At 72.1% G+C, this 22,530-nt stretch carries 21 protein-coding genes and 3 pseudogenes; 10 read left to right on the top strand and 14 right to left on the bottom strand.

Annotation, left to right across the window (positions count from 1 at the left end; genetic code table 11):
- The first annotated feature begins 108 nt into the window (after positions 1 to 108).
- Positions 109 to 858 carry a zinc-binding metallopeptidase family protein gene (locus tag ACZ7OO_RS41680; protein WP_471512617.1) on the top strand — a complete coding sequence of 250 codons (750 nt, stop codon included), beginning with the start codon at positions 109 to 111 and terminating at the stop codon, positions 856 to 858.
- 589 nt (positions 859 to 1,447) lie between these two features.
- Here the strand turns inward: ACZ7OO_RS41680 and ACZ7OO_RS41675 are convergent.
- Together ACZ7OO_RS41675 and ACZ7OO_RS41670 are read right to left on the bottom strand one after the other, a co-directional pair.
- Entirely contained in the window at positions 1,448 to 2,308 is an 861-nt protein-coding gene (locus ACZ7OO_RS41675; RefSeq protein WP_471512616.1) for a helix-turn-helix transcriptional regulator, read from the bottom strand.
- 50 nt (positions 2,309 to 2,358) lie between these two features.
- Positions 2,359 to 4,152, bottom strand: a complete 1,794-nt coding sequence (locus ACZ7OO_RS41670; RefSeq protein WP_471512615.1) for an ATP-binding protein — start codon at positions 4,150 to 4,152, stop codon at positions 2,359 to 2,361.
- 349 nt (positions 4,153 to 4,501) lie between these two features.
- On the opposite strand from ACZ7OO_RS41670, the gene ACZ7OO_RS41665 reads away from it, so the two are divergent.
- The gene (locus ACZ7OO_RS41665) at positions 4,502 to 5,872 is read left to right on the top strand and encodes an FAD-dependent oxidoreductase (protein WP_471512614.1); all 1,371 of its coding nucleotides are present in this window, start codon (positions 4,502 to 4,504) and stop codon (positions 5,870 to 5,872) included.
- A 408-nt stretch (positions 5,873 to 6,280) separates the two neighbouring features.
- On the opposite strand, the gene ACZ7OO_RS41660 is transcribed toward ACZ7OO_RS41665, so the two are convergent.
- From ACZ7OO_RS41660 to ACZ7OO_RS41650, 3 genes are all read right to left on the bottom strand, one after another.
- Complete coding sequence (locus tag ACZ7OO_RS41660) at positions 6,281 to 6,742, bottom strand: hypothetical protein (RefSeq protein WP_471512613.1); 462 nt, start codon at positions 6,740 to 6,742, stop codon at positions 6,281 to 6,283.
- A gap of 164 nt (positions 6,743 to 6,906) precedes the next feature.
- Positions 6,907 to 7,752 carry a Bax inhibitor-1/YccA family protein gene (locus ACZ7OO_RS41655; protein WP_471512612.1) on the bottom strand — a complete coding sequence of 282 codons (846 nt, stop codon included), beginning with the start codon at positions 7,750 to 7,752 and terminating at the stop codon, positions 6,907 to 6,909.
- A gap of 14 nt (positions 7,753 to 7,766) precedes the next feature.
- Entirely contained in the window at positions 7,767 to 9,263 is a 1,497-nt protein-coding gene (locus ACZ7OO_RS41650; protein WP_471512611.1) for a YbfB/YjiJ family MFS transporter, read from the bottom strand.
- A gap of 271 nt (positions 9,264 to 9,534) precedes the next feature.
- Here ACZ7OO_RS41650 and ACZ7OO_RS41645 point away from each other — a divergent pair, with 271 nt between their 5' ends.
- Positions 9,535 to 10,152 carry a TetR/AcrR family transcriptional regulator gene (locus ACZ7OO_RS41645; RefSeq protein ID WP_471512610.1) on the top strand — a complete coding sequence of 206 codons (618 nt, stop codon included), beginning with the start codon at positions 9,535 to 9,537 and terminating at the stop codon, positions 10,150 to 10,152.
- Between the two features lie 107 nt (positions 10,153 to 10,259).
- Here the strand turns inward: ACZ7OO_RS41645 and ACZ7OO_RS41640 are convergent, their stop codons facing one another.
- Positions 10,260 to 11,120 (bottom strand): prephenate dehydratase domain-containing protein, encoded by an 861-nt coding sequence (locus ACZ7OO_RS41640; protein WP_471512621.1) that lies wholly within the window; start codon positions 11,118 to 11,120, stop codon positions 10,260 to 10,262.
- A gap of 596 nt (positions 11,121 to 11,716) precedes the next feature.
- On the opposite strand from ACZ7OO_RS41640, the gene ACZ7OO_RS41635 reads away from it, so the two are divergent.
- The 3 genes from ACZ7OO_RS41635 (at position 11,717) to ACZ7OO_RS41625 (ending at position 12,926) form a co-directional block, all read left to right on the top strand.
- Positions 11,717 to 12,235, top strand: a complete 519-nt coding sequence (locus tag ACZ7OO_RS41635; protein WP_471512609.1) for a hypothetical protein — start codon at positions 11,717 to 11,719, stop codon at positions 12,233 to 12,235.
- A 69-nt stretch (positions 12,236 to 12,304) separates the two neighbouring features.
- Positions 12,305 to 12,679, top strand: coding sequence for a hypothetical protein (locus ACZ7OO_RS41630; protein WP_471512608.1), 375 nt, complete (start codon positions 12,305 to 12,307; stop codon positions 12,677 to 12,679).
- Positions 12,680 to 12,797: 118 nt separating this feature from the next.
- Positions 12,798 to 12,926, top strand: coding sequence for a hypothetical protein (locus tag ACZ7OO_RS41625; RefSeq protein ID WP_471512607.1), 129 nt, complete (start codon positions 12,798 to 12,800; stop codon positions 12,924 to 12,926).
- Between the two features lie 116 nt (positions 12,927 to 13,042).
- Here ACZ7OO_RS41625 and ACZ7OO_RS41620 read toward each other — a convergent pair whose 3' ends face one another.
- The 4 genes and pseudogenes from ACZ7OO_RS41620 to ACZ7OO_RS41605 all read right to left on the bottom strand — a co-directional run bounded on the left by ACZ7OO_RS41620 (position 13,043) and on the right by ACZ7OO_RS41605 (position 15,926).
- Complete coding sequence (locus ACZ7OO_RS41620; protein WP_471512620.1) at positions 13,043 to 13,807, bottom strand: DUF3152 domain-containing protein; 765 nt, start codon at positions 13,805 to 13,807, stop codon at positions 13,043 to 13,045.
- A gap of 223 nt (positions 13,808 to 14,030) precedes the next feature.
- Positions 14,031 to 14,531, bottom strand: a complete 501-nt coding sequence (locus tag ACZ7OO_RS41615) for an RNA polymerase sigma factor (RefSeq protein WP_471512606.1) — start codon at positions 14,529 to 14,531, stop codon at positions 14,031 to 14,033.
- Between the two features lie 58 nt (positions 14,532 to 14,589).
- A pseudogene (locus ACZ7OO_RS41610) lies at positions 14,590 to 14,712 on the bottom strand (sigma factor); the annotation flags it as partial.
- A 237-nt stretch (positions 14,713 to 14,949) separates the two neighbouring features.
- Positions 14,950 to 15,926 (bottom strand): annotated as a pseudogene (locus ACZ7OO_RS41605) (zinc-dependent alcohol dehydrogenase).
- 288 nt (positions 15,927 to 16,214) lie between these two features.
- On the opposite strand from ACZ7OO_RS41605, the gene ACZ7OO_RS41600 reads away from it, so the two are divergent.
- Together ACZ7OO_RS41600 and ACZ7OO_RS41595 are read left to right on the top strand one after the other, a co-directional pair.
- Positions 16,215 to 17,282, top strand: a complete 1,068-nt coding sequence (locus ACZ7OO_RS41600) for an alpha/beta fold hydrolase (RefSeq protein WP_471512605.1) — start codon at positions 16,215 to 16,217, stop codon at positions 17,280 to 17,282.
- 429 nt (positions 17,283 to 17,711) lie between these two features.
- Positions 17,712 to 18,110 carry an ABATE domain-containing protein gene (locus ACZ7OO_RS41595; protein WP_471512604.1) on the top strand — a complete coding sequence of 133 codons (399 nt, stop codon included), beginning with the start codon at positions 17,712 to 17,714 and terminating at the stop codon, positions 18,108 to 18,110.
- On the opposite strand, the gene ACZ7OO_RS41590 is transcribed toward ACZ7OO_RS41595, so the two are convergent.
- The 4 genes from ACZ7OO_RS41590 to ACZ7OO_RS41575 all read right to left on the bottom strand — a co-directional run bounded on the left by ACZ7OO_RS41590 (position 18,086) and on the right by ACZ7OO_RS41575 (position 20,312).
- The gene (locus ACZ7OO_RS41590) at positions 18,086 to 18,463 is read right to left on the bottom strand and encodes a YybH family protein (RefSeq protein WP_471512603.1); all 378 of its coding nucleotides are present in this window, start codon (positions 18,461 to 18,463) and stop codon (positions 18,086 to 18,088) included. The two genes, ACZ7OO_RS41595 and ACZ7OO_RS41590, sit on opposite strands and share 25 nt — an antisense overlap.
- Positions 18,464 to 18,500: 37 nt before the next feature.
- Complete coding sequence (locus tag ACZ7OO_RS41585) at positions 18,501 to 18,791, bottom strand: muconolactone Delta-isomerase family protein (RefSeq protein ID WP_471512602.1); 291 nt, start codon at positions 18,789 to 18,791, stop codon at positions 18,501 to 18,503.
- A gap of 203 nt (positions 18,792 to 18,994) precedes the next feature.
- A complete protein-coding gene (gene wrbA / locus ACZ7OO_RS41580) occupies positions 18,995 to 19,609 on the bottom strand; it encodes an NAD(P)H:quinone oxidoreductase (RefSeq protein WP_471512601.1) in 615 nt (204 codons plus the stop codon).
- A gap of 130 nt (positions 19,610 to 19,739) precedes the next feature.
- Positions 19,740 to 20,312 carry a TetR/AcrR family transcriptional regulator gene (locus tag ACZ7OO_RS41575; protein ID WP_471512600.1) on the bottom strand — a complete coding sequence of 191 codons (573 nt, stop codon included), beginning with the start codon at positions 20,310 to 20,312 and terminating at the stop codon, positions 19,740 to 19,742.
- Between the two features lie 628 nt (positions 20,313 to 20,940).
- On the opposite strand from ACZ7OO_RS41575, the pseudogene ACZ7OO_RS41570 reads away from it, so the two are divergent.
- Positions 20,941 to 21,132 (top strand): annotated as a pseudogene (locus tag ACZ7OO_RS41570) (NAD(P)-dependent oxidoreductase); the annotation flags it as partial.
- 293 nt (positions 21,133 to 21,425) lie between these two features.
- The gene (locus tag ACZ7OO_RS41565; RefSeq protein ID WP_471512599.1) at positions 21,426 to 22,442 is read left to right on the top strand and encodes an alcohol dehydrogenase; all 1,017 of its coding nucleotides are present in this window, start codon (positions 21,426 to 21,428) and stop codon (positions 22,440 to 22,442) included.
- The last annotated feature ends 88 nt before the right edge of the window (positions 22,443 to 22,530 follow it).

Raw genomic sequence — 22,530 nt, 5'->3', positions numbered from 1 at the left:
GGACCCTAGACAAGTCCCATCGTTGCAGGTCAGGAGCACTCTCCGCTTATTTGATCAAGCCTCGGACACCCCACCTCGTGAAAGCGCGAGGCTAACGTGACGCCCGACATGTGCTCCATCTGGTTCTTCGTGCGCGAGGAAAGCCCCGACCGGGCCCGCGTCCTGTACGACAAGATCGTGGAGTGCGCCAAGGCCGCCGCCCAGGCCAGCCAGACTCGCCTCGTGCAAAAGTTCCACTCCGCTACGTGGAACCTGCTGGCGAACAAGGCCGGCGCCGAGCTGCTCAACGACAACATGCGGCGGATCGGTGCGCCGCGCTTCACCGACGAGGACCACGCGCTGGCCATGGCCGTGCAGAAGTCGCTGGGCCGCCCGGAGGTGGGCATGCCCACCGAACTGACCCCGCTCACGCCGCCGGCGGCGGCCTACACCGGCGGCCTCGCGACCGACACGGCGGACATCAGCTGGCAGGCACCCACGGCGGTGCTGCTGTCGGCGGCGTACCCGCCGGGCATCCCGAACCACAACTGGGGCGTCACCGCCACGGCCGCGACGAACATCGGTCACCAGGCGCTGCTGTCCGCCGCCCGGTACCTGGCGGCGGGTGCCGTCGACCTGATCGAGCAGCCCGATCTGCTGGCCGCCATGCAGCAGGAGTTCAAGAACCGCACGCAGGGCATCCAGTGGGCGTCGATGATCCCCGACGGCACCCAGCCGCCCCTGTGTCAGCCGCCCGAGGACTTCCTGCACCAGACGGGCCAGAGCTGGTCTCCGCACGGCGTGACGTGGCCGGTGCCGCAGGTCGCGGCCCCGGAACAGCTCGACACCACGGGTCCCAACCTGCCGCCCATGACCTGACCGGGCTCCCGCCCGGGACGCGGGGGCCTTCGCGCTCCGCGTCCCGGGCCCACGCGGCGGCGGGCGGACGGGACCGTTTCGACGCCCGCCCCACGGGCTCAGAGGGCGGCCCCGCGTTGCGATGGCAGACGCGACTACAGGGCCGCCCCGTACGCCGTCCGGGCGTCCTTCGGCCGCGCCGGCCTCGAAGCGACGCCCGGGAGACCGGGCGGACCACCGCGGCGGGTCGTCGCCTGTCCGCGCCGGCCGGCGGCGCGGGGCCGGTTGTCCGTTCCCGCGAGCGGCGCGACGGTCCCGAGGGTTGTCCTTCTCCGGCGTCGCCACCGGCGCACCGGCAGCGGCGGTCAGCGGGACGGTCGGTCGCTTCGGTCGCTGACGAGTTCGCTCGCGCGGTCCGAACCGCCGCTGAGCGTCTGGCCGTTTCCCGCCGCGCAGCTCCACATCGACGACGCCGCACCGCCTGGCGGCACAGTCGTGCCGGCCCCGACCGCGCCCCTGGGCGTCTCCCGGCGCGGCGATCCCCCGCACGTGCCGTGCGACCGGGCCGGCCCGCCAGCGCCCAGCATCTCGGTGGCCCGGGGCGGAACCCTCACTCGTCGTCCACCTGAGTGGCGATCACGGCCAGCACCGTCCGGGAACTGACCCCGTATTTGCGCATCGCCGACTTCAGCTGGGCCCCCACCGTGCTCGGGGACCTCGACAGTGCGACCGCGATCTGCCGGTTCGTCAGCCCCTGACGGACCAGGCGCACGACCTCCCGCTCGCGGGGTGAGAGCCGGTTGCCGTATCCCCGGCGGCCACCGCGTCGCACGCCCCGCGCAGCCCACGCGCAGCGCGCGGCGCCCTCCTCGGCCAGCGCCGCCTCGCGCGGCCTCGGCAGCCGCGACCACGCCCGGGCTGCCTCGTCCCACGCCTGCGCGGCCACCGCGAATGCGCCCCTGCCCTCGGCGCAGACCGCCCGGCACATCGTGAGGGAGGCCTCCGGCGCCGGGGCGTGGCGCCCGTCGAGTCCTCGTGCGAAGGCCTCGACGAACTGCTCGGCCTGGGTCTGCCGCCCGAGCGCGGTCAGCACTGCCACGCGTACGGGCGCGATCTCCGTCGCCCAGACCCACAGATCCTTGCCGGTGATCAGACGCACGGGCTCCTCGGTCAGGGCGTACGCCTGCTCGGCGTCACCGGCGGCCAGCCGTAACTGCGCCTGGGCCGTGGCGGCTTCCAGCCACACCGGGATGATGCGGCGTCGTTGGGTCTCCTCGCGGATGGCGCGCAGCACGTCCTCGGTACGGTCGTCGCCCCCCTCGGCCGCCAGCCGCAGCTGTGTCCCGAGCAGCCGCGCCTCCAGTCGGCAGGCCGGGTCGTCCGTGGCGGCGGACCACTCCTCCACCCGCCCGGCCAGTCCCTGCCACGCGCCGGTGCGGTAGTCGAGCCGCAGCAGGTTCACCAGAGCCATGACCCGGATGACCTGCAGGCCGTGGCGGGAGGCGGCGTCCACGGCGCCGGTCAGCCGGACCCGCGCTCGTCGTACCGGCCCCACCGCATGGCCGCGTCGCCGATGTTCAGCGCGGCGCGGGCCGTCTCCACGGCGGTCCGCGGGTCGGACGTGTCCTCGCCCAGCTCGTTCACCAGTGTCCAGCCCGACGGCTCACCGAGTTCCAGGAGAGCGGTGATCCGGTTCACCAGCAGGCTGAGCCGCTCGTGCGCGAGCAGTTCGCAGTCGTCCGCGAACCGCTGCGCCCGGTCCAGCCAGCGCAGGTGGGTCTCGAGGGGCCACGGTCCGACCCAGGGCAGGGCGAGCACGGTCATGGCCCAGGCATCCACGTACGTACCCTCGCCGAGGCCCGGGACGGCCAGCTCGAACTCGGCCGCCGCGGCGGCGTAGTCCCCGAGGCCGAACACCCGGCCCAGTTGCCCGCGTACCTCGGCGCGGTCGTGTGCGCCGAGCCGGTCCGACTCCAGGACGGCGCGCAGGGCCGCGATGGCCTCCGCGCGCCGCGCGTAGCCGGTGAACGCCAGGAACGGCATCTTCCGCACCAGCGGCGCGACCGCTTCAGCGGGCAGGGACGGTTCGGTGATCAGCTCGTGCAGCAGGGCGACGGCGCTGAGGTGGTCGCCCGTGGCGAGGGCGACGTCCGCGGCCTGCTGGGCGTACTCGGACCACCGCGCCCGCTCACCTGCCTGGCGGAAGTGGTGGGCGAGCCGCCCGACCGGCCGCGGGCGTACGGACTCCAGCAGTGCGGCGGCGCGGCGATGGGCGGCCCGGCGGTCGGCCGGGGACGCCTGGTCGTGGACCGCCTGCGCGGCGAGGGCGTGCCGGAAGCCGAACCGGCCCTGGTTCGCCCCCTCCTCGACGAGGAGACCGATGCGTACGGCGTCCTTGACCGCCGCCTCGGTCACGGCGGCGGACTGCGGGCCCGCGCCGCGGGACAGGCCGGCGACGTCGCCGAGCGTGCGCTCGTCGGCCGGCTCGCCGAGCACGGCGGCGGCCAGCAGCACCTGCTGGGCGTCGACGCGGAGCCGGGCCACCCGTTCCGTGACGGCGTCGCGGATCGTGGGCGGCACGGTGATCTCGTCGAGGGTGCGCCGGACCCACTCGCCGTCGCGCCGGACGATGTCCGCGCGGTCCCGCATCAGGTGGACGCACTCCTCCAGCACGAGCGGCACACCGGCGGTGCGCTCGTGCAGGAACCTGGCGAAGGCGGCGGAGACGTGCTCATCGTCCAGCATCGAGGAGATGAGTCGCGCCGTGTCCGCGACCGGGAGCGGGCCGAGGCGGAAGCGGGTACGGCTGACCCCCTCGCCCGCCGGTGCTCGGGAGGAGAGGCGAAGCAGCAGGGAGTCCGCTGCCACTTCCTCGGGGCGGAAGGTCAGCACGAGGCTGAGCGGCAGGAGCGGACGTGAGGCGAGGAACAACAGCAGTTCGAGGGTGGTGTCGTCCGCCCAGTGCACGTCCTCAATGATCAGGATGTCGATGTCGAGCCGGGTGAGGAGCTCGGTGAAGGCCGTGATCAGACGGTGTCTGGCGGCGCCGGCGTCGGCGAGGGGTTCTGGTGCGGGCGGCAGGAGGTCGGCCCATTCGGGCAGGAGCGGCCGCAGTGTCCCGGCCAGCGCCGACAGCCCGAGGTCCGCCAGGCCGGCGCGGCCGCGCACGGCCTGCCGCACCGCGTCGACCACCGATCCCAGTGTCAGCGCCTCCAGCCGGCTCTTGCCGATGCCGGACTCGCCCTCGACCAGCACCAGAGCGCGCCGCCGCAGCAAGGCGTCGGCCACCTGCCGCAACTCGGTCTCGCGTCCCACGAAACGGGGGCTCACCGCACCCGCAGTCCGCCGCACCCGAACCGCCTTCCGCACCGCCGGCAGGAGGGATGCCGGGCAGGAGCTCTCCTCGCGCACACATGAGGAGCGCGCGTGAATTCGACACCAACTCAGTTGTGCCGTCAAGGAGACGGCGAGAATCGACATGGGGGGCGCACCCGTGCGCGGGTGCGCACGCACGGCTCGCGTTGCACTCATTGACACAGCAATAACAGGTCCGATGTACTTGTCGTCACACTTGTGTTTCTCGGGGTGGGGCCGACCGGCACGGCAGCGGTTGAGCGCGCAGTGACGGGAACACCTCCGGCCAGCACGGGCACAGGGAGTGATCATGGAGGGCTCGCCGATCGCGGTGTTCGACCGACTGGTCCGCTCCGACCGGCCGGCACACGCACCGGTCCTCTTCGACACGGCGTGCGTCCTGGGCGGCAGTATCGCGGGACTGCTGGCCGCGCTGATCCTCTCGGACCACGCACGCAAGGTCCTCGTCGTGGAACGCGACCAGGCGTACCTGCCCGCGCGCCCCCGCCCCGGCGTCCCGCACGGCCACCAGGTCCACGGGCTGCTTCCGGGCGGGCTCAGCCAGCTCGAACGCCGGCTGCCCGGGATCACGCAGGAGGCGGAGTGGCTGGGCGCGGTCCTCGTCACACCCGAACAGACCGCCTTCTTCCTCGACGGTCACCGGCAGGCGTCCACGGGCTCCACAAGGACCGTCCTCGCCTCACGCCCGTTCCTTGAATCGTGCATTCGTGACCGTGTCCTGTCACGGCGCAACATCGAGGTCATCCCGGGGCATGCCACGGGCCTGGAATACCGGTACGGCGCGGTCAGCGCCGTACGGCTGCGGCTGGTCGGCGTCGAGGAGGTGGTGGACGCCGACTTCGTGGTGGACACGATGGGGCGTGCCAGCAAGCTGTCCGACTGGGTCGAGCAGGGCGGTTACGAACGGCCGTCGCCGGAGCTGCTGCCGACCGGTGTCAGTCACCACTCCGTCTGGTTCGAACGGAAGGAGAAGACAGCCGACCTGGCATGCGGGCACACGATCGCCCTGTACTCACCGCTTTCCCGGGCGGACGGCCTGGCGGTGGCACAGGCCATGGCGATCGAGGGCGGGCGCTGGGCGGTGGGCCTCACGACGTCCGGCACCGCGCCACCCCCTCGCACCGTCGAGGACCTCCGTTCGATCTGCGCCGGGCTCCCGGGCCTATTGCCCCCCGTGACACGCCAGGCGGTCACCCGCGGACCCCGTGGGGTCCACCAGCCGGACAGCAGGCGCCGGCGCTTCACGGGACTGACACGGTTCCCCGCGCGCCTGGTCAGCCTGGGCGACTCCGTGGCGTCGCTGAGCGCGGCACACGCCCAGGGCATGTCGTCGGCGGTCCTCCAGGCAGCCGCGCTGTCGGAGTACCTGACCGGCGAACCGGATCCCGGCATGGTCGCCACGGAGTTCTTCCGCCTCCAGGACGTGGTCGTCGACGCGGTCTGGTCCATGGGAGCCGGTGCCGGCATCGCTCGGCCGGACGCACCGAACGGCCATGCCGTGCCGGAGGACGTCGTACGTCGGCGCTGGGAGTCGGAGCAGGTGGTGCGGGCGTCGGCGGTCGATCCCGTCATCGGCAGGCGTACGCGGCCGTCGCCGGACAGTTCGCCCATCCACTCACCCTCACCCGTCCCGACCTCGTGGCAAGGGCGATCGCGGTGAACCGCAGTGCCGTGGGCGCCGCCCATTGAGTCGCCCCGCGGTGCGGTGCGGGCTGCCACCGGATCCCACGCTCGCCGGGCCCGCTCCGGCGGCCGGCCTCCGGGCGTCCCGCAGCTGCCGCGAGCGCTCTGCCGGCCCTTCGCCGAACGCCGGGCCGCCCCGCTCTACGAACCCCGCCCCACCGCTCGTACAGTACAGGCCGCGGCACACCGGTTCCTGACGAACGACCGCCCCTCGCACACTCACCCCAGCATGCTGACGACCACGGTGTAGCAGCGGTCCGCTTCTGGCTGGGGGCACTCGCCGGACGATCGGCCCGCAGTCGTCCGGCGTGCAGCTCTCGCTGCTCCGGCCGCGGGCTGCCGTTCAACCGGGCCACGTCCGGGAAGGACCGGTGTCCGCCCGTTCTCAGTCGACGGCCAGGACCTTGACCGCACCCACGCCGTGCCTCATCGGGCGCAGCAGGATGTCGAACACATATCTCTCGTCGTGGCGCGGGCGCAGGGTCACGGAACGGCCGGGCATCAGCTGGGAAGCGGGAGACAAGCGCCGGTCGCCCTCGTGTTTGCCGCTCACCAGGGTCACCGTCACCGGGATCCGGCTGACATTGCGCAGGCTCACGGCGGTCGTCCGGGGGCATTTGCCCAGGTGACCCGCCGTGCGGTTGAATCGGACGTCGCCGAAGGCAGCGGTGCCGCACGAGACGTCGTAGGGTCGGTCGGACAATGAGTCGCAGACAGCAACCGCCGCGATGACCGGCAGAGCGCGATCACGGTGTGCGGTGTCCTCGGACGAGTGAAAAGCCAGCGCCACCATGACGCTCCCCGCCACGAAGACCGTGCCGGCGGCCCCCAGCAGCCTTCTGCTCACCCTGCGTATTCGGCCGTTCCCCTCGATGACCCGCGAAACCTTCGGGACCGCCCGGCGCAAATGGCGGACCAACCATGAAAGAATTGCATAGTAAAGTTAATCCCAAGTGGTTGCCGTGTGCATGTACGTTCCGGATGCCGGATCGACGCACGCGTGTGGCCGTGTCACACCTCGGCCGACGCGAAAACCGTCAGTCTGAGCGTCTCCACATAGAGCCAGACGAGCGTCAGACTCAGGCCGTGGGCCGCGGCCCATGCCTCCTGCCGGGGGGCACCGTGCATGAGGCCGTCCTCGACCTGTCTGAAATGCATGGCGAGGAACGGCGTGGCCAGCGCGATGCCGGCAAGCCCGGAGACGACACCTGCGGCCACGCTGTGGTGCCCCAGGCCGTCCGCGGGGATGACCACGGACAGCAGCGCGTCGGCCACGGTCAGCAGGAGCACGCCCGCCAATGCCGCGCAGAGGAATCCGTACCACCGGTGCGCCACCCGTATCCAGCGCAGCGCATAGGCCACCAGGACACCTGCGAAGGCGGCCATCGTCCCGAGGACGAACTGGACGAACACACCGGACGAGGCGTCGGTCGACACCGTGTTGGACAGCACGCCCAGAAAGACGCCCAGCACCGGCGCGTGGACCAGGGCCAGGGCGGGGGACGGCCGGCCCCGGCGGCACTGGAGCAGCACCAGTACCACGGCGATCGCGCCCGCTCCGCCGGCGATGCCGTACGACGGGCCCAGACTCGCCGGCGGGACCAGGGGGAGAGTCCAGGACAGCACCGTCATGAGCGCCGTCAGGGCGAACGCCGCACCGGTGCGCACGAGGACGCCCCGCATCGTCATCAGATCGGCGGCGACGAGCTGCGGCAGGGGCGACGGTCCGGGTTCGTGCCCGGGGTCGGGTTCCCGGCCCGCGCCAATCCGGTCCCGCACGACGGCCACTTCGGCCAGTGGGTCCCAGGCCGTGGTCTTGCGGCCGCCCTGGCGCTTGAACCCCCGGCTCAGGAGCACTGGATTACTGCTCTTCAACGCAGGCCTTTCGACGCCGGAACCTCTCGGTGCACACCCGTTACGGGTTCCTGGCCGGAACCCGGAGATGATGGCGGGCGGCCTCCCTGAAGTGCGCATTTCACCGGGTGGCCGCCAGCGTCCCCGCCGCTGGGGGTGGTACGGCGGGAACATGTGGAGAGGAACCGCGGATCCCCTTCACTCTCAGGCTTCGCGGTCGCCTCCGCCTCGGCCGCGCCCCGGTCGTGGCCCAGGTCGGACGCGCTGCGCACGGCGCGCAGCACAGGCATGACGTGGGGGAAACCGATGCTCAGCGCGAAGGCGGCCAGCGCGGCGGCCAGGACGATACCGGAGGCCAGAAGTAGGGCCTGGTGGTAGCCGTGGTGCAGGAGGGGCGTGGCGGCCAGCGGGCCGAGGATCTGACCGACGGAGTAGCCGGCGGTCAGCAGGGCGACGGCGCGGGGGAACCGCAGGTGCGTGCCCGCGCCGAGGGCCAGGGTGCTCACGCCGATGAAGGTGGAGCCGAACAGCACTGCGGAGATGAGCGCGGCCGCCACTCCCCCGATCAGTGCGGGCAGGGCGATGCCCACGGCCTGCACGGCGAGCGCGGCCAGCAGCAGGCCCGGCCGGGACCAGCGCCGCCCCAGACCCGCCCACAGGGCGGAGGAGGGAATGGCCGCCAGCCCGACCAGCACCCACGCCCCGCTGCCGATCCAGCCGGGCGACGTCTGGTTGATCGCGGCGACGAGGAAGGTGCCCGCGATGATGTAGCCGATGCCCTCCAGCGTGTACGACGCGAACAGGGCGCTGAACCAGCGGTGCGTCCGGGGACCGGCCGCCGTCGGATCGGCCGGCTTCGGGGCCGGCCCGGGCCCCGGCTCGGGGCGCAGGCCCCAGGCGCCGAGGGTGAGTACCGCGGCCAGCGCCGCCGAGGCCCACCACGCCGTCTGCCATTTGCCGACTGTGCGCAGCACCAGGACCAGGAGGCCGGACAGGGCGATGCCCGCCCCGACTCCGCCGAAGGCCCAGCCGGGCAGGTGGGCCGGATGTTCGCGCAGACGGCTGAGCAGGGAGCATGCGGCGATCACGAAGATCATCGCGCTGAAGGCGCCCGCGGCCAGGCGGAGCAGCAGCCAGACGGCGGTGTCGTGGACCAGCGGCATACCCGCCAGCGTGGCCACCAGCGCCAGCAGGCTGGAGCGCAGCACCACCGAGGAACGCACCAGCCGGGGAACCAGGGTGCCCGCCAGCGCGCCGATCAGGTAGCCCACGTAGTTCGCGGTCGCCAGGTTCGCCCCGGCCCCGGCCGACAGTCCGGCCTGGGCATGCATCAACGGAAGGATCGGGGTGTAGACGAAACGGCCGACGCCCATTCCCGTCGCCAGTGCGGCGGCGGCCTGCAGGACGTGCGCCCACGCTGAACGCCGCGCACCCGTGGACGTGCCTGCGGGTTCTACGAGCGACACCCGGCTCGTACCGGAAGCCTCCGACATGGTCTTTCGCCTACTTCCCATGCGAACAGGCTGCGCACAACACCCCTGCGAATCCATGACGTGTTTCCTCCCTGCTGCAAAGCTCAGGCTCCTACCGCGCCGGGCGCTGGCAGTGGCGCCCGGCCGGCCCGCGTCCCGTGGCGGCGATCGCCGTGCAGCCGGCACGGATCTGTGCCCGGGGCCGGTTCACACGACAGCCGCAGACGGTCGACGCGCCCGGACCGGACGGCCGCGCGGGCCGCGACCGCGCGAAGCCGGGACCGAAGTAGCCGATCGGTCGTATACTTACGGTGTGGGACGCACCAGCGATGCCAAGAACAAGATCCTGACCGCCGCCCGGACACTGGTCGAGCAGCACGGCTACTCCGCTCTGGGCGTCGCCGAGATCTGCAGGACCGCAGGCGTGCCCAAGGGCAGCTTCTACTACTTCTTCGAGTCCAAGGAGAGCCTCGCGCTCGCCGTCATCGACGAGCAGTGGGCCGCCGAGCGCCGCGCGTGGGAACACTCCCTCGACCACGACGTCCCGCCCCTGCCACGACTCAAGCGGCTCTTCGAAGGCATGGAGGCACGCCAGCAGGCCGGCCAGGACAGCTGCGGATCCGTCCTGGGCTGCATGTTCGGCAACCTCTCCCTGGAGATGAGCAACCACAACGACAGCGTCCGCCGCCGCCTGCAGGAGATCTTCGAAGCCCAGGTCGAACTCGTCCACGCCACCGTCGCCGAAGCCCGCCGACGCGGCGACATCGGCCCCGTCGACACCCACGCCGCCGCCCGCGCCCTGGTCGCCCAGGCCGAAGGCCAGGTCCTCTTCGCCAAGCTCTACAACAGCCCCGCCGAACTCGGCACCCTCTGGCCCAGCTGCCTCGCCCTCCTCGGCACACCCCAGCACCAGACCCCCACCGCCGCCTGACAAGCCGGACGCGCCGTGGGCCGCCGGGGCGACGCACCGGTGCAGGAGCCAGGACGCCACGCCCGGGCCGCCGGGTGACCCTGGGCGGCGCCCGCCGTGGCGGCCGGTCAGTCCCGCCGTCCGCTCAGCCGGTGCGCGTGCGCGGGATACACCCCGAGGATGCGCACCTCGGAGGAGAAGAAGCGCAGTTCCTGCAGGGCGAGTTTGACCCGCGGCTCGTCAGGGTGCCCCTCGATCTCCGCGTAGAACCGGCTCGCGTTCAGGCCCGCACCGATCTGGTAGCTCTCGATCTTGGTCAGGTTGACAGCGCTGCTGGCGAAACCGCCCAGCGCCTTGTACAGCGCGCTGGGGATGTTCCGCACGTTGAAGAACAGGCTGGTCCTCGTCGGGGCGTCGGCCACCGGCACCGACGCGGCCTGCCGGGACAGGACGACGAACCTCGTCGTGTTGTCGGGGTCGTCCTCGACCCCGGACCGCAAAACCTCCAGGCCGAACAGGTCCGCCGCCGCGGGCGGGGCGAGAGCCGCGTGCCGGGGGTCGCCCAGCTCCGCCACCTCACGCGCCGCCCCCGCCGTGTCGTCGCTGACCAGCGTTCGCCAGCCGCCCTCCCGCAGGATCTTCCGGCACTGGCCCAGCGCGTGCACATGGCTGCGCACGCACTCCACCTGGTCCAGCGACGTACCCGGCACCACCATCAGGTCGAAACGGATGGGCAGGCAGTACTCGGCCACGATGAACAGCCCGGACTCCGGCAGTAGATGGTGGACGTCCGCCACGCGTCCGGCCGCCGAGTTGTCCACCGGGATCACCGCCACGTCGGCCGCGTCCAGCGTGACCGCGTCGGGCCACGGCGACCGGCCGGACGCCGTCCTCGGCGGCGGGACGAGCGGTGCCGAGGGGCGCGGCCCAGTTCCAGGTTCCGGTGAACGCCTCCCAGGCGCCCGCGGGATCCCGGTGTCCGGCCGAATCGTACCGTTCGAGCACGCGCGGCAGAGCCGCTCGGGGCCCGGCCATGTGCGCAGCCGTCGTCGTTTCCCTGGTCAGCTCGCTCACCGTTTCACCACCTGATCGCCGGCGCGGGACGTCGTCCAGCTCCCGGCATGCGTGCGGCGGAGCCGTCGCCGTCGCGGGCGACCGACCGCCTGAGTTCCCGTACGGCGGCATCCGCACCACCCGCACCGGCGTATCAATCTTCGCCACTTCGGTCACGTGTCCGGCCCGACCCGGGGTTCAGGTGAAACCCGCCACAGGGGCCGGTGGGCCGCAGCCGGCGCGGCGCTCTCCGCCGGCCTTCTACGCCGCGGTTTGATCATCCTTTACCGGCGAAGAACGACGACGCGGTGGTCTTCTACCGCGACACCGCCGGGACCGAGCCCGATTACACCACCTTCGAGTACGCCGGCTACCGCGGCGTGCGCGTCGGCATGCTCGGCACGCCGCTCCCGGCCGCCGACGCGACCGCCTACTACACCGGCACCTGGACCGAACGTCCAGGAAGGATCACCCGGTCGCCTACCGGCTCGGCTGGCGCCGCACCGGTGACCTGTCGGGCTTCACCGCCCAATTGGCCGCGAAGCAGCTGGTCGAGGTCGCGGTTACCATCGGCTCCCCCGCACCGGGCAAGCGGGCCACCGTGTCGGTGAGCCCGATCATGCCCAACGGCGCCTGGTACGACGGAGCCCCCGACGACGTGGCGCTGCCCGAGACGGCCACCGACTACTTCCTGCGCAACGACCTCGCCTTGCGCTACACGGTCGACCGGACCACCTCCGAGGCGTCCGAGACCACCGAGGCGCAGTTGTCGGCGCCCCTGACCTTCGCGGCGCACCGGCGCTACCGCCTCCGGTTCGACGTGGGCGTCTTCGGGCCGTCGCTGCCCGCCGGCAGCCCCTGGCCGGGCGCGCGACTGCCCGTTGGCGCCGGCGCCACCCGCACCGGCGACACCCTTCGGGCGTACCTGCCCCTGTTCGGTGACGCGGCCGACCACCTGGGCGCCTCCGCGTACACCACGGCCCGCAGCACCCTGTCGGCGGACGGCACGCAGATCTTCGCCACGGACCGGCCGCTCGACGGCGCCGCGTAAGCCGTGCCCGCGCGGAGCGCTTCGTACTGCCTGACCACGGACGTCTCACGGGCCGCCGGGATTTCCGCGGTGTCAACCCGAGTCACGGCGCGGTGGACCTTCCGCTCGGCGCACGTCAAGGGGGACGCGGCCGTGCGCCTGCCCTTGTCGGTGGTCCGCTTCTCGCCGGCGCTGACCGCGCGCAGCACCGCCAGGGCGGACGCGGTCTTCTCCGTGCCCTTTGCGGTCCAGGGCGCGGCCACCGCCGCGACGGTGCGGCACCTGGGCTTCCAGGTCTCCTACGACCGCGGCAGGACCTGGCGCCCGGTCGTCGCACGGCACGGTGCGCTGTCCCTGCGGCACCCGGCGGCGCCCGGTACGGTCTCCCTGCGCGTCCGCCTCGTCGACGCCCACGGCGACACCCTGATCCAGACGGTCTACGACGCCTGTCGCACGACCAGCTGACCGGCCCGGCGTGCGCCTCCGTGACCTGTCCGCGAATGTGACCGGCGTCACGGGAACCCGGTCGCCGTCGCGGACAGGTCAGTACACAGGTCATCCCGCGACTACACGAAGAGGCACTGTGCACACCCACCCCGTCATCCTGGCCCTCACCGAGCAACGGATCCCCCTGTGGACGCTGGACGCCGCCGGGACCGTCGTCGTCGTCATCATCGGCGCCGCGCTCCTGCTGCTGCGACGCCGCCGGTAGACACAGGCGGACTTCCGTCCCGTGCATCGTCGAACGCCTCGGCCGCGACCCCGAACGGCTCGCGGCCAAGGCGTTTGCGTGCCGGGCCGCCGCCGTGGCGGGGACGCCGCCGGGGATCAGGCAGAGGGCGGACCGGTGAGGGCGTGGCCGTGGCCGTCGTACGGCCAGCCGTTGATCACGCAGCCGTGCAGGCCCTTGATCTGCTGCATCATCACCGGTGCGGGGAGGCCGGCACCGGGGCAGGACTCGTGGCCGTGGCCCAGGCGGTGGCCGACCTCGTGATTGATCGCCAGGGCGTGGTAGAGGCCGGGGTGCCCTCGGTAGTAGGAACTCAGCAGCAGCCACCGCTTGACGTTGATCCCGACGTCGTGTCCGCCGCTGCAGTTCACCCAGCCGCCGGTGTCCAGGCCGTAGCGGGCGCAGATCACGTCGGTGGTGTGCGGCGACGCCAGATGGACGGTGAAGTCCACCGGGCCGGCGGAGACCCGCTGGAAGGCCCAGCGCCCGCCGGCCGCCCACCCCCGGGTGGTGTCGTCGAGGACGGCGTCGACCTGCCCGGCGAAGGCGCGCGGACTCTGGCCGATGTCGTCCTCCACGTCGACGGCGTAGCGCATCAGCGTGCCCCGGCCCGCGACGCCGGTGCCGCCGGCGGCGCGGGTGAAGGTCCCCGCGCCGCGCTGGGGGAAGACGGGGGCGTCGGTGGGAGAGGCGGTGGGCGTCGGGCTGGAGCAAGAGCCGGAGGACCGTGGGGCGGACGCGGAGCCGGAGGGTGCCGGGGCGGCGGCGTGCGTCGTCGGAGCGGGGGCCGTGCGGCTTGCGGAACTGTCGCCCGTACGGCCGTGCGCGTGGTGGGAGAGTCCGACCGCCCCGACGAGGGCCAGGCCGGCCAGCAGGGTGGCCGGGACGGAGCGGGCGACGCGCCGCGCTCCGGCGGCCCGTGGTCCGCGGGCGCCGGAGCGAGGGGTATTCGTCGGATTGCTGATATGTCATCACCTTCCATCGGTGAGGTCGCGGATCAGGCCGTACGGGGCGGCGCCGGGCGGGTGCACGGTCGGCTGACAGGCGAAGGGACCGCGGGAACGGCTGACCGGTGGATCCCGGTCATCAGGCGGTCCTCGAGCTTTCGGCGGCGGTCGCCGGTGCGGACGGGGGTCCCGTCAGCGGGCAGCAGCGCGGCCGCCCAGCCCGCTCGTCCTGCGCGCGGCGGTGGAGATCGGCGTTCATCGGTTCATCTCCTGTGGGGCACGGACCGAGAAGGCGCGGTCGCCCCCGCCTGTCCGCAGACACCGCCGGTTGCCGCCGTTTCGGCGCGGACCGCAGTTCCTCCTCCACCAGGACACGCAGTCGCGCCCGGGCCCGCGAGATCCGCGACCGCACCGTGCCGACCGGTACGCCCAGCGCCTCGGCCGCGCTCGCACAGTCCAGCCCTGACCACACGCACAGCATGAACACCTCGCGCTCGGCCCGCGGCAGACCGCCCAGCGCCGCCCGCACCGCACTGAGGCGCTGGGCATCGCTGATCCGGCCCACCAGTTCGTCGGCGATGTCCGGCACCAGGGAGGAGGCGGGAACACGCGACAGGGCATCCCGGTGCCGGCGCGGCACGCGCCGTGTTGCGCAGCACGTTGGCGGCGATGCCGTACAGCCACGGCCGTACTTCCTGGTCCCGGTCCGCGTCCAGCGTCCCGCGCAGACGCCAGGCTTCGAGAAACGTCAGCGACACCACGTCCTCGGCCGCCGTCCGGTCCCTGGTCGCGTGTGCCGCATAGCGGTGAAGCGCCGGCACGCAGTCGTCGAAGACCTGCCCGAAGGCGTCCGGATCCCCAGCTCGCAGCCGGGCTCGCAAGGAATGTTCCACATCCCTGCATGTCCGGCACACACGAAACCGTCGCGTGATCGCTGTCACACTGGCACCGGGCGCGGCGCGGTTGAGGACCTTGTCGCGTCGCGGCCGCCCACCCCGCGCGGCCCCGGGACACCTGGCACATCGTCCAGGGGGCGCGGTGCCGTCGGTGCGCCGAGGCTACGGAAGGTCGGGGTCGTAGCGGATGCGGTGGCACAGCGCCGGGAGTTCCCCGGCGGCGAGGCGGGGCATCACCTCGGGCAGTTCCTCGAAGGCGCTCTCCCCGGTGATCAGCGCGTCCAGGGCCGGGTCGGCGAGCAGGTCCAGGGCGAGGGAGAGCCGTTCGGCGTAGGTGCGGCCGGCGCGGGCCGGGGAGACCGTGCCGACCTGGCTGCCGCGGACGGTCAGCCGGCGGGAGTGGAACGCCTCCCCGAGCGGCAGCGTGACCTGCCGGTCCCCGTACCAGCTCAGTTCGACGACTGTGCCTTCGGGCCGCAGCAGTTCCAAGGACCGGGCGAGGCCCTGCTCCGTGGCGCTGGCGTGCACCACGAGGTCGCACTCGCCGAGCGCGTCCGCCGGCAGGGCGAAACCGGCGCCGAGCGCCGCGGCGGTCTCCGCCCGCGCCGGATCGGCGTCCACCAGTTGCAGCCGCACGCCGGGGAAGCGGGCCAGCAGGGCGGTCACCGAGCAGCCAACCATCCCGCCGCCCACCACGGCGATCCGGTCACCGACCAGCGGCGCGGCGTCCCACAGGGCCTTCACCGCGGTCTCCACCGTGCCCGCCAGCACGGCACGGGCGCCCGGCACGTGCGCGGGCACCGGAATCACGGCACTCGCCGGGACGACGTAGCGGCTCTGGTGCGGGTACAGGCAGAACACCGTGCGGCCGGCCAGCTCTGCGGGACCCTCCTCGACGATGCCGACGCTGAGGTAGCCGTACTTCACCGGACCCGGGAAGTCGCCCTCCTGGAAAGGAGCGCGCATGGCCTCGTGCTGGCTGCGCGGCACACCACCATGGAAGACCAGCGCCTCGGTGCCGCGGCTCACACCCGACCACAGTGCCCGCACCACCACCTCGTCCTCGCCAGCTTCCGGCAGGCTCACGTCGCGTCCCGGCCCGGCGAGCGGAGCCAGAAGGCACGGGCGGAGCGGTCCATCGTCGTCCTCCTGAACGATCGCTGAAGGCCGGTGTTCGACACGTGTGAGTACACCGCGGGGTTGCCGACGTCGACATGTATGCCGGAAGCCGAAACTACCGCACACCGCTCCGCCCGCTCGTCCGGGGCCTCGGGGTGACGCACCCCACTCGTCACCTATTTGACTGGTGACGAAGAGCGTGTAACAGTCATCGAGAACTCGCGCCGCGGTGCCCCCCGGAAGAATCGACCGGAGCGCCTGCGACCGGCACATCCGTAATGACTTCCGTATGGCGGAGGGTTTTTTCAATGATCGACAGGCGTAGCTTCAACAAGGCCGTGGGTCTGGGCACCGGCGCGGCCGCGGTCTCGCTGGCCGGGCTCCAGCTGGGCGGGCAGGCCTCTGCCGCTCCCCGCCGGACGGACGGCGGCACGGCACCGACCGTGCCGACCATCACCCCCGGCACCCACACCACCTTCCCCCGCCTCAAGCAGGTCAAGGCCGGCTTGCTCGACGTCGGCTACGCCGAGGACGGCCCCCGCCACGGCCCCGTCGTCATCTGCCTGCACGGCTGGCCCTACGACATCCACAGCTACGTCGACGTCGCCCCCCTCCTCGCCGCCCAGGGCTACCGCGTCATCGTCCCCTTCCTCCGCGGCCACGGCACCACCCGCTTCCTGTCCTCCCAGACCTTCCGCAACGCCCAGCAGTCCGCGGTCGCCCTCGACATCATCGCCCTGATGGACGCCCTCAAGATCGAAAAGGCCCTCCTCGCCGGCTTCGACTGGGGCTCCCGCACCGCCGACATCATCGCCGCCCTGTGGCCCGAACGCGTCAAGGCCCTCGTCTCCGTCAGCGGCTACATCATCACCAACGTCGAAGCCCAGAAGCAGCCCCTGCCCCCCAAGGCCGAATACGCCTGGTGGTACCAGTACTACTTCAGCACCGAACGCGGCCGCCTCGCCATGGAGAACAAGACCGACCGCCACGACCTGTGCCGTCTCGTCTGGAACACCGTCTCCCCCTCCTGGAACTTCGACGACGCCACCTTCGAACGCACCGCCACCGCCTTCGAAAACCCCGACTACGCCGCCATCGTCATCCACAACTACCGCTGGCGCCTCGGCCTCGCCGACGGCGAACGCCGCTACGACCGCTACGAGAAGCAGCTCTTCACCCGCCCCCTCATCAACGTCCCCACCATCACCATCGACGCCGAACGCGACCCCTTCACCCCACCCGGCAACGGCACCACCTACCGCGACCGCTTCACCGGCCCCTACGACCACCGCACCCTCACCGGCATCGGCCACAACGTCCCCCAGGAAGCCCCCACCGCCTTCGCCCAAGCCGTCGTCGACGTCGACCACTTCTGACAACGGGCACCGGCCCGCCGGGCACGTGCGTCGCCGGGCTGGTCGCCGCAGCCCGGGGCGACCTCGCCCCGGTGGGCAGCGGGTCCCGATGCGGGGGACCGGCACGGCGGCGGCGCACCCGCGAGGTGCCATGGCAGCTGTGGCCGGCCCGGCGACGCACGCGCCACCGGGCGGAGCCTGCGGCCGGTGGCGTGGCAGCCGCCACCGAGCCGGTTCCCCACCAGGAAGCGCGGGATCGCCGCACTCGGCTTCTCGCCGGGCGGCGCGAGCGCGGCGGCCGGCCGGACGTACCCCCGGGGAAGGCGGGCCGCGGCGCGCGTGCGGAAGATGATGGCGTGTCCGTCGCGGGGAACGCGTGCGCCCGGGTCACCGGCCACCGCCCAGCGGTGGCCGATCGTGCCGCACGTATGAAAACCTGTCAGAGCGTGGATGGTCACGGCCCGCTTCGGGATGTCCGCCACGCCCGACCACCTAGACGCCTGGACAGTGGAATCCGGTCTCGTGGACGGGATCGAGCCCGTCCACGAGACCGGCGTCCAACAGGCCGAGGAGATACGCGAGGCGAAGCGCAGCCTGCTCACCGCCCGCAGCCACGGAGACGGCCGCACGAGATGCACGCGTGCGGCGACAAGTTCAGGACCGCCGCCTCCCGCGCCCGCAAGAGGAAATCGCCCCGCGCCGCCGCCCACGGACACACCGGCGGAGGGGACCCCGGTCACGGACGCGGGGAGAAGACGGAATCCGGTGCGTCACCTACGACGCACGGTCTCCGCCGATCACACGGCCTCACCGTCAGGCGAGCGTCAGTCGCGTCGGGAGACCTGGTAGTGGGAGATGTACCACTGGCCGTCGACGCGTCGGAGTACGACGGTGAGGGTGACGGGGATGGTGGGCCGGTCGGTGAAGGTGAAATCGACGTTGAGGTATCCGAGCAGGACGTCCGTGGCGAGCGCCCGGGTCTCCAGGACCTCGTAGTGCGCCGCGAGTCCGAGCGGCTGGGAGGCGTAGTACTGCTCCACGCCGGCCCGGCCGACACTGTAGGGCCGCAGCCCCTGGAAGACGGCGTCCTCAGTGAAACAGGCAGCCACATCCGCGGGCCGGTGGTCGTCGACGCCACTCTTCCACCGGTCGAGGACGTCGCGCAGGACGCTCAGGTCCCCTTGCGCTTGCGTGTGCTCCATCGGAACTTCTCCGTTCGTGGCTCTCACACCGGGCGGGTCAGCGCGCGCCCGGGTCGTTGGGGTGCGACTGCAGGGGCGTGACCACCGCGGTCATCCAGGGCCACAGCGGCAGGCTCCCCAGGACCTTCTCACGCAGCTGCGTCTCGTCCTCCGCACGCCACACCCCGATGCTGCGCAGCTCGCCCACCGGACGCCACAGCCGGAACAGGTGCCCCTGCGCGGCCAGTTCGCCGGCCCGCACGCGCTCGGCGGCCCGGATCCTGTCCACCTCCGCCGGATCGGTACCCTCCGGCACCGTGGTCGTCAGCTCGACCAGGAATTCCTGCATGCCCTCTCACATCCCCTTGTTTCGGACCCCCGCGGGAACGCGGCCCTGACCGCCCCGTCCCGCGCACCTCGCTGGCATCCCGCCCCGGCCGCCGCTCACAGCCGGGGCGGGCGTACATGATCCGCCCGCCCTCGGCGGAGGGCAGGACGGCACGGACGCCCGCGGGGCGCCGCGGCGCCCCGCGGCGCCCGCCGGCGTGACGGTCAGGCGGCGGCCTTGAGCTTAGCGGCGATGTTCACGACGCGCTCGACCTGGATGCGCGCGGCGGTCCGCGTCACCTCGTCGACCGGGGCGGTGCCCTGCGCGTCCACGTGCGAGGTGCCGTAGGGGTTGCCGTCCACGAACTTGTTCGGGTCGGTGAAGCCCGGCGTCACCGTGATGCCACCGAAGTGGTGGATCGAGGTGTACAGCGACAGCAGCGTCGCCTCCTGACCCGCGTGCGCCGTCGCGCTGGAGACGAAACCGCTGAACACCTTGTCGATCAGCTTGCCCTCGGCCCACACGCCACCGAGGGTGTCGATGAACTGCTTCAGCTGCGAGGAGACGTTGCCGAAGCGGGTCGGCGTGCCGAACAGCACCGCGTCGGCCCACACCACGTCCTCGACCGTGGCCTCCGGGATGTCCGCGATGACCGCCTGGTGAGCGGCCCACGCCGGGTTGGACTCGATGGCCGCCTGCGGCGCCAGCTCCGCCACCCGCAGCAGACGGACCTCGGCGCCCGCTTTCTCACCCGCGTCACGGAGCTCCTTGGCGATCTCGGTGATCGTTCCGGTCGACGAGTAGTGAATGATGGCGAGCTTGACGGGAGTGTTGGACATGGAGGTGCTCCGTTTCATGGATGAGCCGGTCCGACTCGTAGGCGACCGGTCGTCTACTTAGAAATTAGACGACCGGTCGGTCCCAGTCAAACGACGGGAGTGTGCAACACGGCACACACCCCGGAGGCCGCTACCGCAGGAGCACGTCGAAGACGGTGCGGAAGAAGGCCTGTACCGGCGCCGCCGACTTGTGGGCCCGCGTCGAGATGAGGGTCCCCTCCCACGCGCTCAGGATGAACAGCGCGGTGGCCTCCGCGTCCAGGCCCGCGCGCAGGTCGCCAGCCTCCTGGGCCTCGACGAGCACGCCCTGGATCTGGTCCGCCCAGCGGTCGAAACCGCCTGCGACCGCCGCGCGGATCTCCTCGTGGTGGTCGGCCACTTCCGCACCCAGGTTGCCGGCCAGGCATCCCCGGACGAAGCCGTTGTCCACGGTGTCCCTGCTCAAGAACTCGAAGTGCGCCCGCAGCCGCTCCAGCGGAGGACGACCGGGAGTCGTGAGCATGTCGAAACGCAAGGTGCCTGCGTACCGGCTCAGCGCCTCCAGGGCGCTCGCCTCCTTGGTGGTGAAGTGGTTGTAGAACGAGCCTTTGGGCACGCCGGCGGCCTTGGCGATATCGTTGATGCCGGTGGCGTTGAAGCCCTGCGCATGGAACTGCTGGAAGGCTGCCTGCGCGATCTCCTCACGCTTGGACGCTCGTCCCACTCTTCTCACCTTCCGTCGGCTCGGTCGCGGTCGGGCACCCCGTACGTCCGCAGACGCCTCCGCGAGCGTGTGCGAGCCATGTGTGTGCCCGACAGGTCAAGATGACCGACCATATTATAGGCAGTCGACCCAAGGGTGCCCAACTCCACCGGCCCGCTGCGGCCGAACGCCGCAGCGGCTGGCCGGGCCACGAGCCCGGCGCACGCCCGGCGCGCAAGACCTGAATGCGCCTGCTCCGGCCAACGCGCAGCCAGTCCGTCGAGGAGCGCACGACCCGTGAGTCCTGTCACGCCCATGACCCCGTCCGGCGTCCACCGCGAGGGCGGTGAACGAAAACTCGCCTGGCTCCCCCTGCCCCCCCAAGGAGATCGGCGACCTGCCCGACCACCTCGACCACGCCCACTGGAACGGCCACGACCCCTTCCCCACCGACCCCGCCCACGTCGACTTCTACGCACCCCCCCTCACCAAAGACACCACCACCGTCCTGCCCCCCCCTGCCCCACATGACACACCTGCGCGTCCTACAAGCGCCCTCAGCGCCGGCGTCGACCACCTCCTGCCCCACCTGCCCACCGGTACCCTCCTGTGCAACGCCCGCGGCCTCCACGACGCCGCCACCGCCGAAATGGCCCTCACCGTCACCCTCACCGCCCTGCGCCACATCCCCCACCACATCCACAACCAGACCACCCACCACTGGCACGACCACACCAGCCCCACCCTCCACGACGCCACCGTCGTCATCATCGGCTACGGCAACATCGGCACCGCCGTCGAAGAACGCCTGCGCCCCTTCGGCTGCCACATCACCCGCATCGCCACCACACCCCGCTGGTCCTGCAAGGCCCCGTCCACCCCGCCACCGGCACCTTCATCACCAAGTTCCTCCCCCAGATCAAATCCCTCCTCACCACCCCACTCCACCGCTACGCAAACGGAAAACCCCTCCACAACACCGTCAGCCCCATCCCCGCCGCAAGCTGAACACCGAAGACCCGGCCACGACCCCCAGGACTCGACCACACCGCGGGGAGATGCGTTAGCCTCTTTAAGGCGACCGGTCATTTTTCCGGCTGTCCCCAGAGCACCACACCCCAGGAGCACAAGCCCATGTCCACTTACCGGGCCTTCGAGGCCACCGGCACGCACAACCTCCGCCTGGTCGAGCGCGACCTGGTCGAACCGGCACCTGGCCAGGTCCGCCTGCGCGTGGAGGCGTGCGGCATCTGTCACACCGACGTCCTGGCGGTGGAGGGCCTGCGGGCCGACCCGTCCCAGCCCGTCGTCCCGGGCCACGAGGTCGTCGGTGTCATCGACGCCGTCGGCGCCGGCGTCACCTCCTGGCAGCCCGGTGACCGTGTCGGCGTCAGCTTCCTGAACGGCCACTGCGGGGAGTGCGAGCCCTGCCGCCGCGGCGACTTCGTCAACTGCCGCAATCAGCCGCAGACCGGCACCACCACCGACGGTGGATACGCCGAGGTCGCCTACGCCCGGGCCAGCGGACTGGTGCGCATCCCGGACGGCCTGTCCGCGATCGACGCCGCCCCGCTGCTGTGCGCCGGCCTGACCACCTTCATCGCCCTCCAGCAGGGCCCCACCCGGGCGGGCGCGCTCGTCGCCGTGCAGGGCATCGGCGGCCTGGGCCACCTCGCCCTGCAGTACGCGCGCAGCCTGGGCTACCAGGTCGCCGCCATCGCCCGCGGCACGGAGAAGGAGGAGTACTCCCGCCGGCTGGGCGCCCACCACTACATCGACAGCAGCAGCACCGACCCCGGGGCCGCGCTCGCCGAGCTGGGCGGCGCCTCCGTGATCGTCGCCACCGCCTCCAGCGGCGCCTCCATGAACCCGCTGGTCCGCGGCCTCGCCCCGAACGGCCGGCTCGTCGTGGTCGGTGCCGCTCCCGACCCGATCACCGTCGCGACCCCCGACCTCATCTTCGGCACGCACTCCATCACGGGCAGCCTGACCGGCTCCTCGATCGAGAACGAGGACAACCTCGCGTTCAGCCTCGCGCACGACATCCGTCCCAGCGTCGAGGTCGTGCCGTTCGAGCAGGCGATGGCCGGCTACGAGCGCATGCTGTCCGGCAAGGCGCGCTTCCGCGTCGTCCTCGACACGGCGGCCTGAGCCGACGGTGGTGCCGGGCGGGAGACGGTCCCGCCCGCACCACCGTGTGGACCGCCACGCCGCCCCGCGTCCCGCCCGGCCGTCCGCA

It is taken from the genome of Streptomyces sp. NPDC111744 (genome assembly GCF_055634995.1).
The sequence above is the reverse complement of the archived record's forward strand: the minus strand, read 5'-3'. Positions and strand labels throughout refer to the sequence as shown.

Coding starts and splice junctions, on each gene's coding strand:
- ACZ7OO_RS41590 (WP_471512603.1), bottom strand. CDS start 18,463: ATGGAGCACACGCAAGCGCAAGGGGACCTGAGCGTCCTGCGCGACGTC.
- ACZ7OO_RS41665 (WP_471512614.1), top strand. CDS start 4,502: ATGGAGGGCTCGCCGATCGCGGTGTTCGACCGACTGGTCCGCTCCGAC.
- wrbA (WP_471512601.1), bottom strand. CDS start 19,609: ATGTCCAACACTCCCGTCAAGCTCGCCATCATTCACTACTCGTCGACC.
- ACZ7OO_RS41565 (WP_471512599.1), top strand. CDS start 21,426: ATGTCCACTTACCGGGCCTTCGAGGCCACCGGCACGCACAACCTCCGC.
- ACZ7OO_RS41650 (WP_471512611.1), bottom strand. CDS start 9,263: ATGGGAAGTAGGCGAAAGACCATGTCGGAGGCTTCCGGTACGAGCCGG.
- ACZ7OO_RS41675 (WP_471512616.1), bottom strand. CDS start 2,308: ATGGCTCTGGTGAACCTGCTGCGGCTCGACTACCGCACCGGCGCGTGG.
- ACZ7OO_RS41680 (WP_471512617.1), top strand. CDS start 109: ATGTGCTCCATCTGGTTCTTCGTGCGCGAGGAAAGCCCCGACCGGGCC.
- ACZ7OO_RS41585 (WP_471512602.1), bottom strand. CDS start 18,791: ATGCAGGAATTCCTGGTCGAGCTGACGACCACGGTGCCGGAGGGTACC.
- ACZ7OO_RS41595 (WP_471512604.1), top strand. CDS start 17,712: ATGGTCACGGCCCGCTTCGGGATGTCCGCCACGCCCGACCACCTAGAC.
- ACZ7OO_RS41600 (WP_471512605.1), top strand. CDS start 16,215: ATGATCGACAGGCGTAGCTTCAACAAGGCCGTGGGTCTGGGCACCGGC.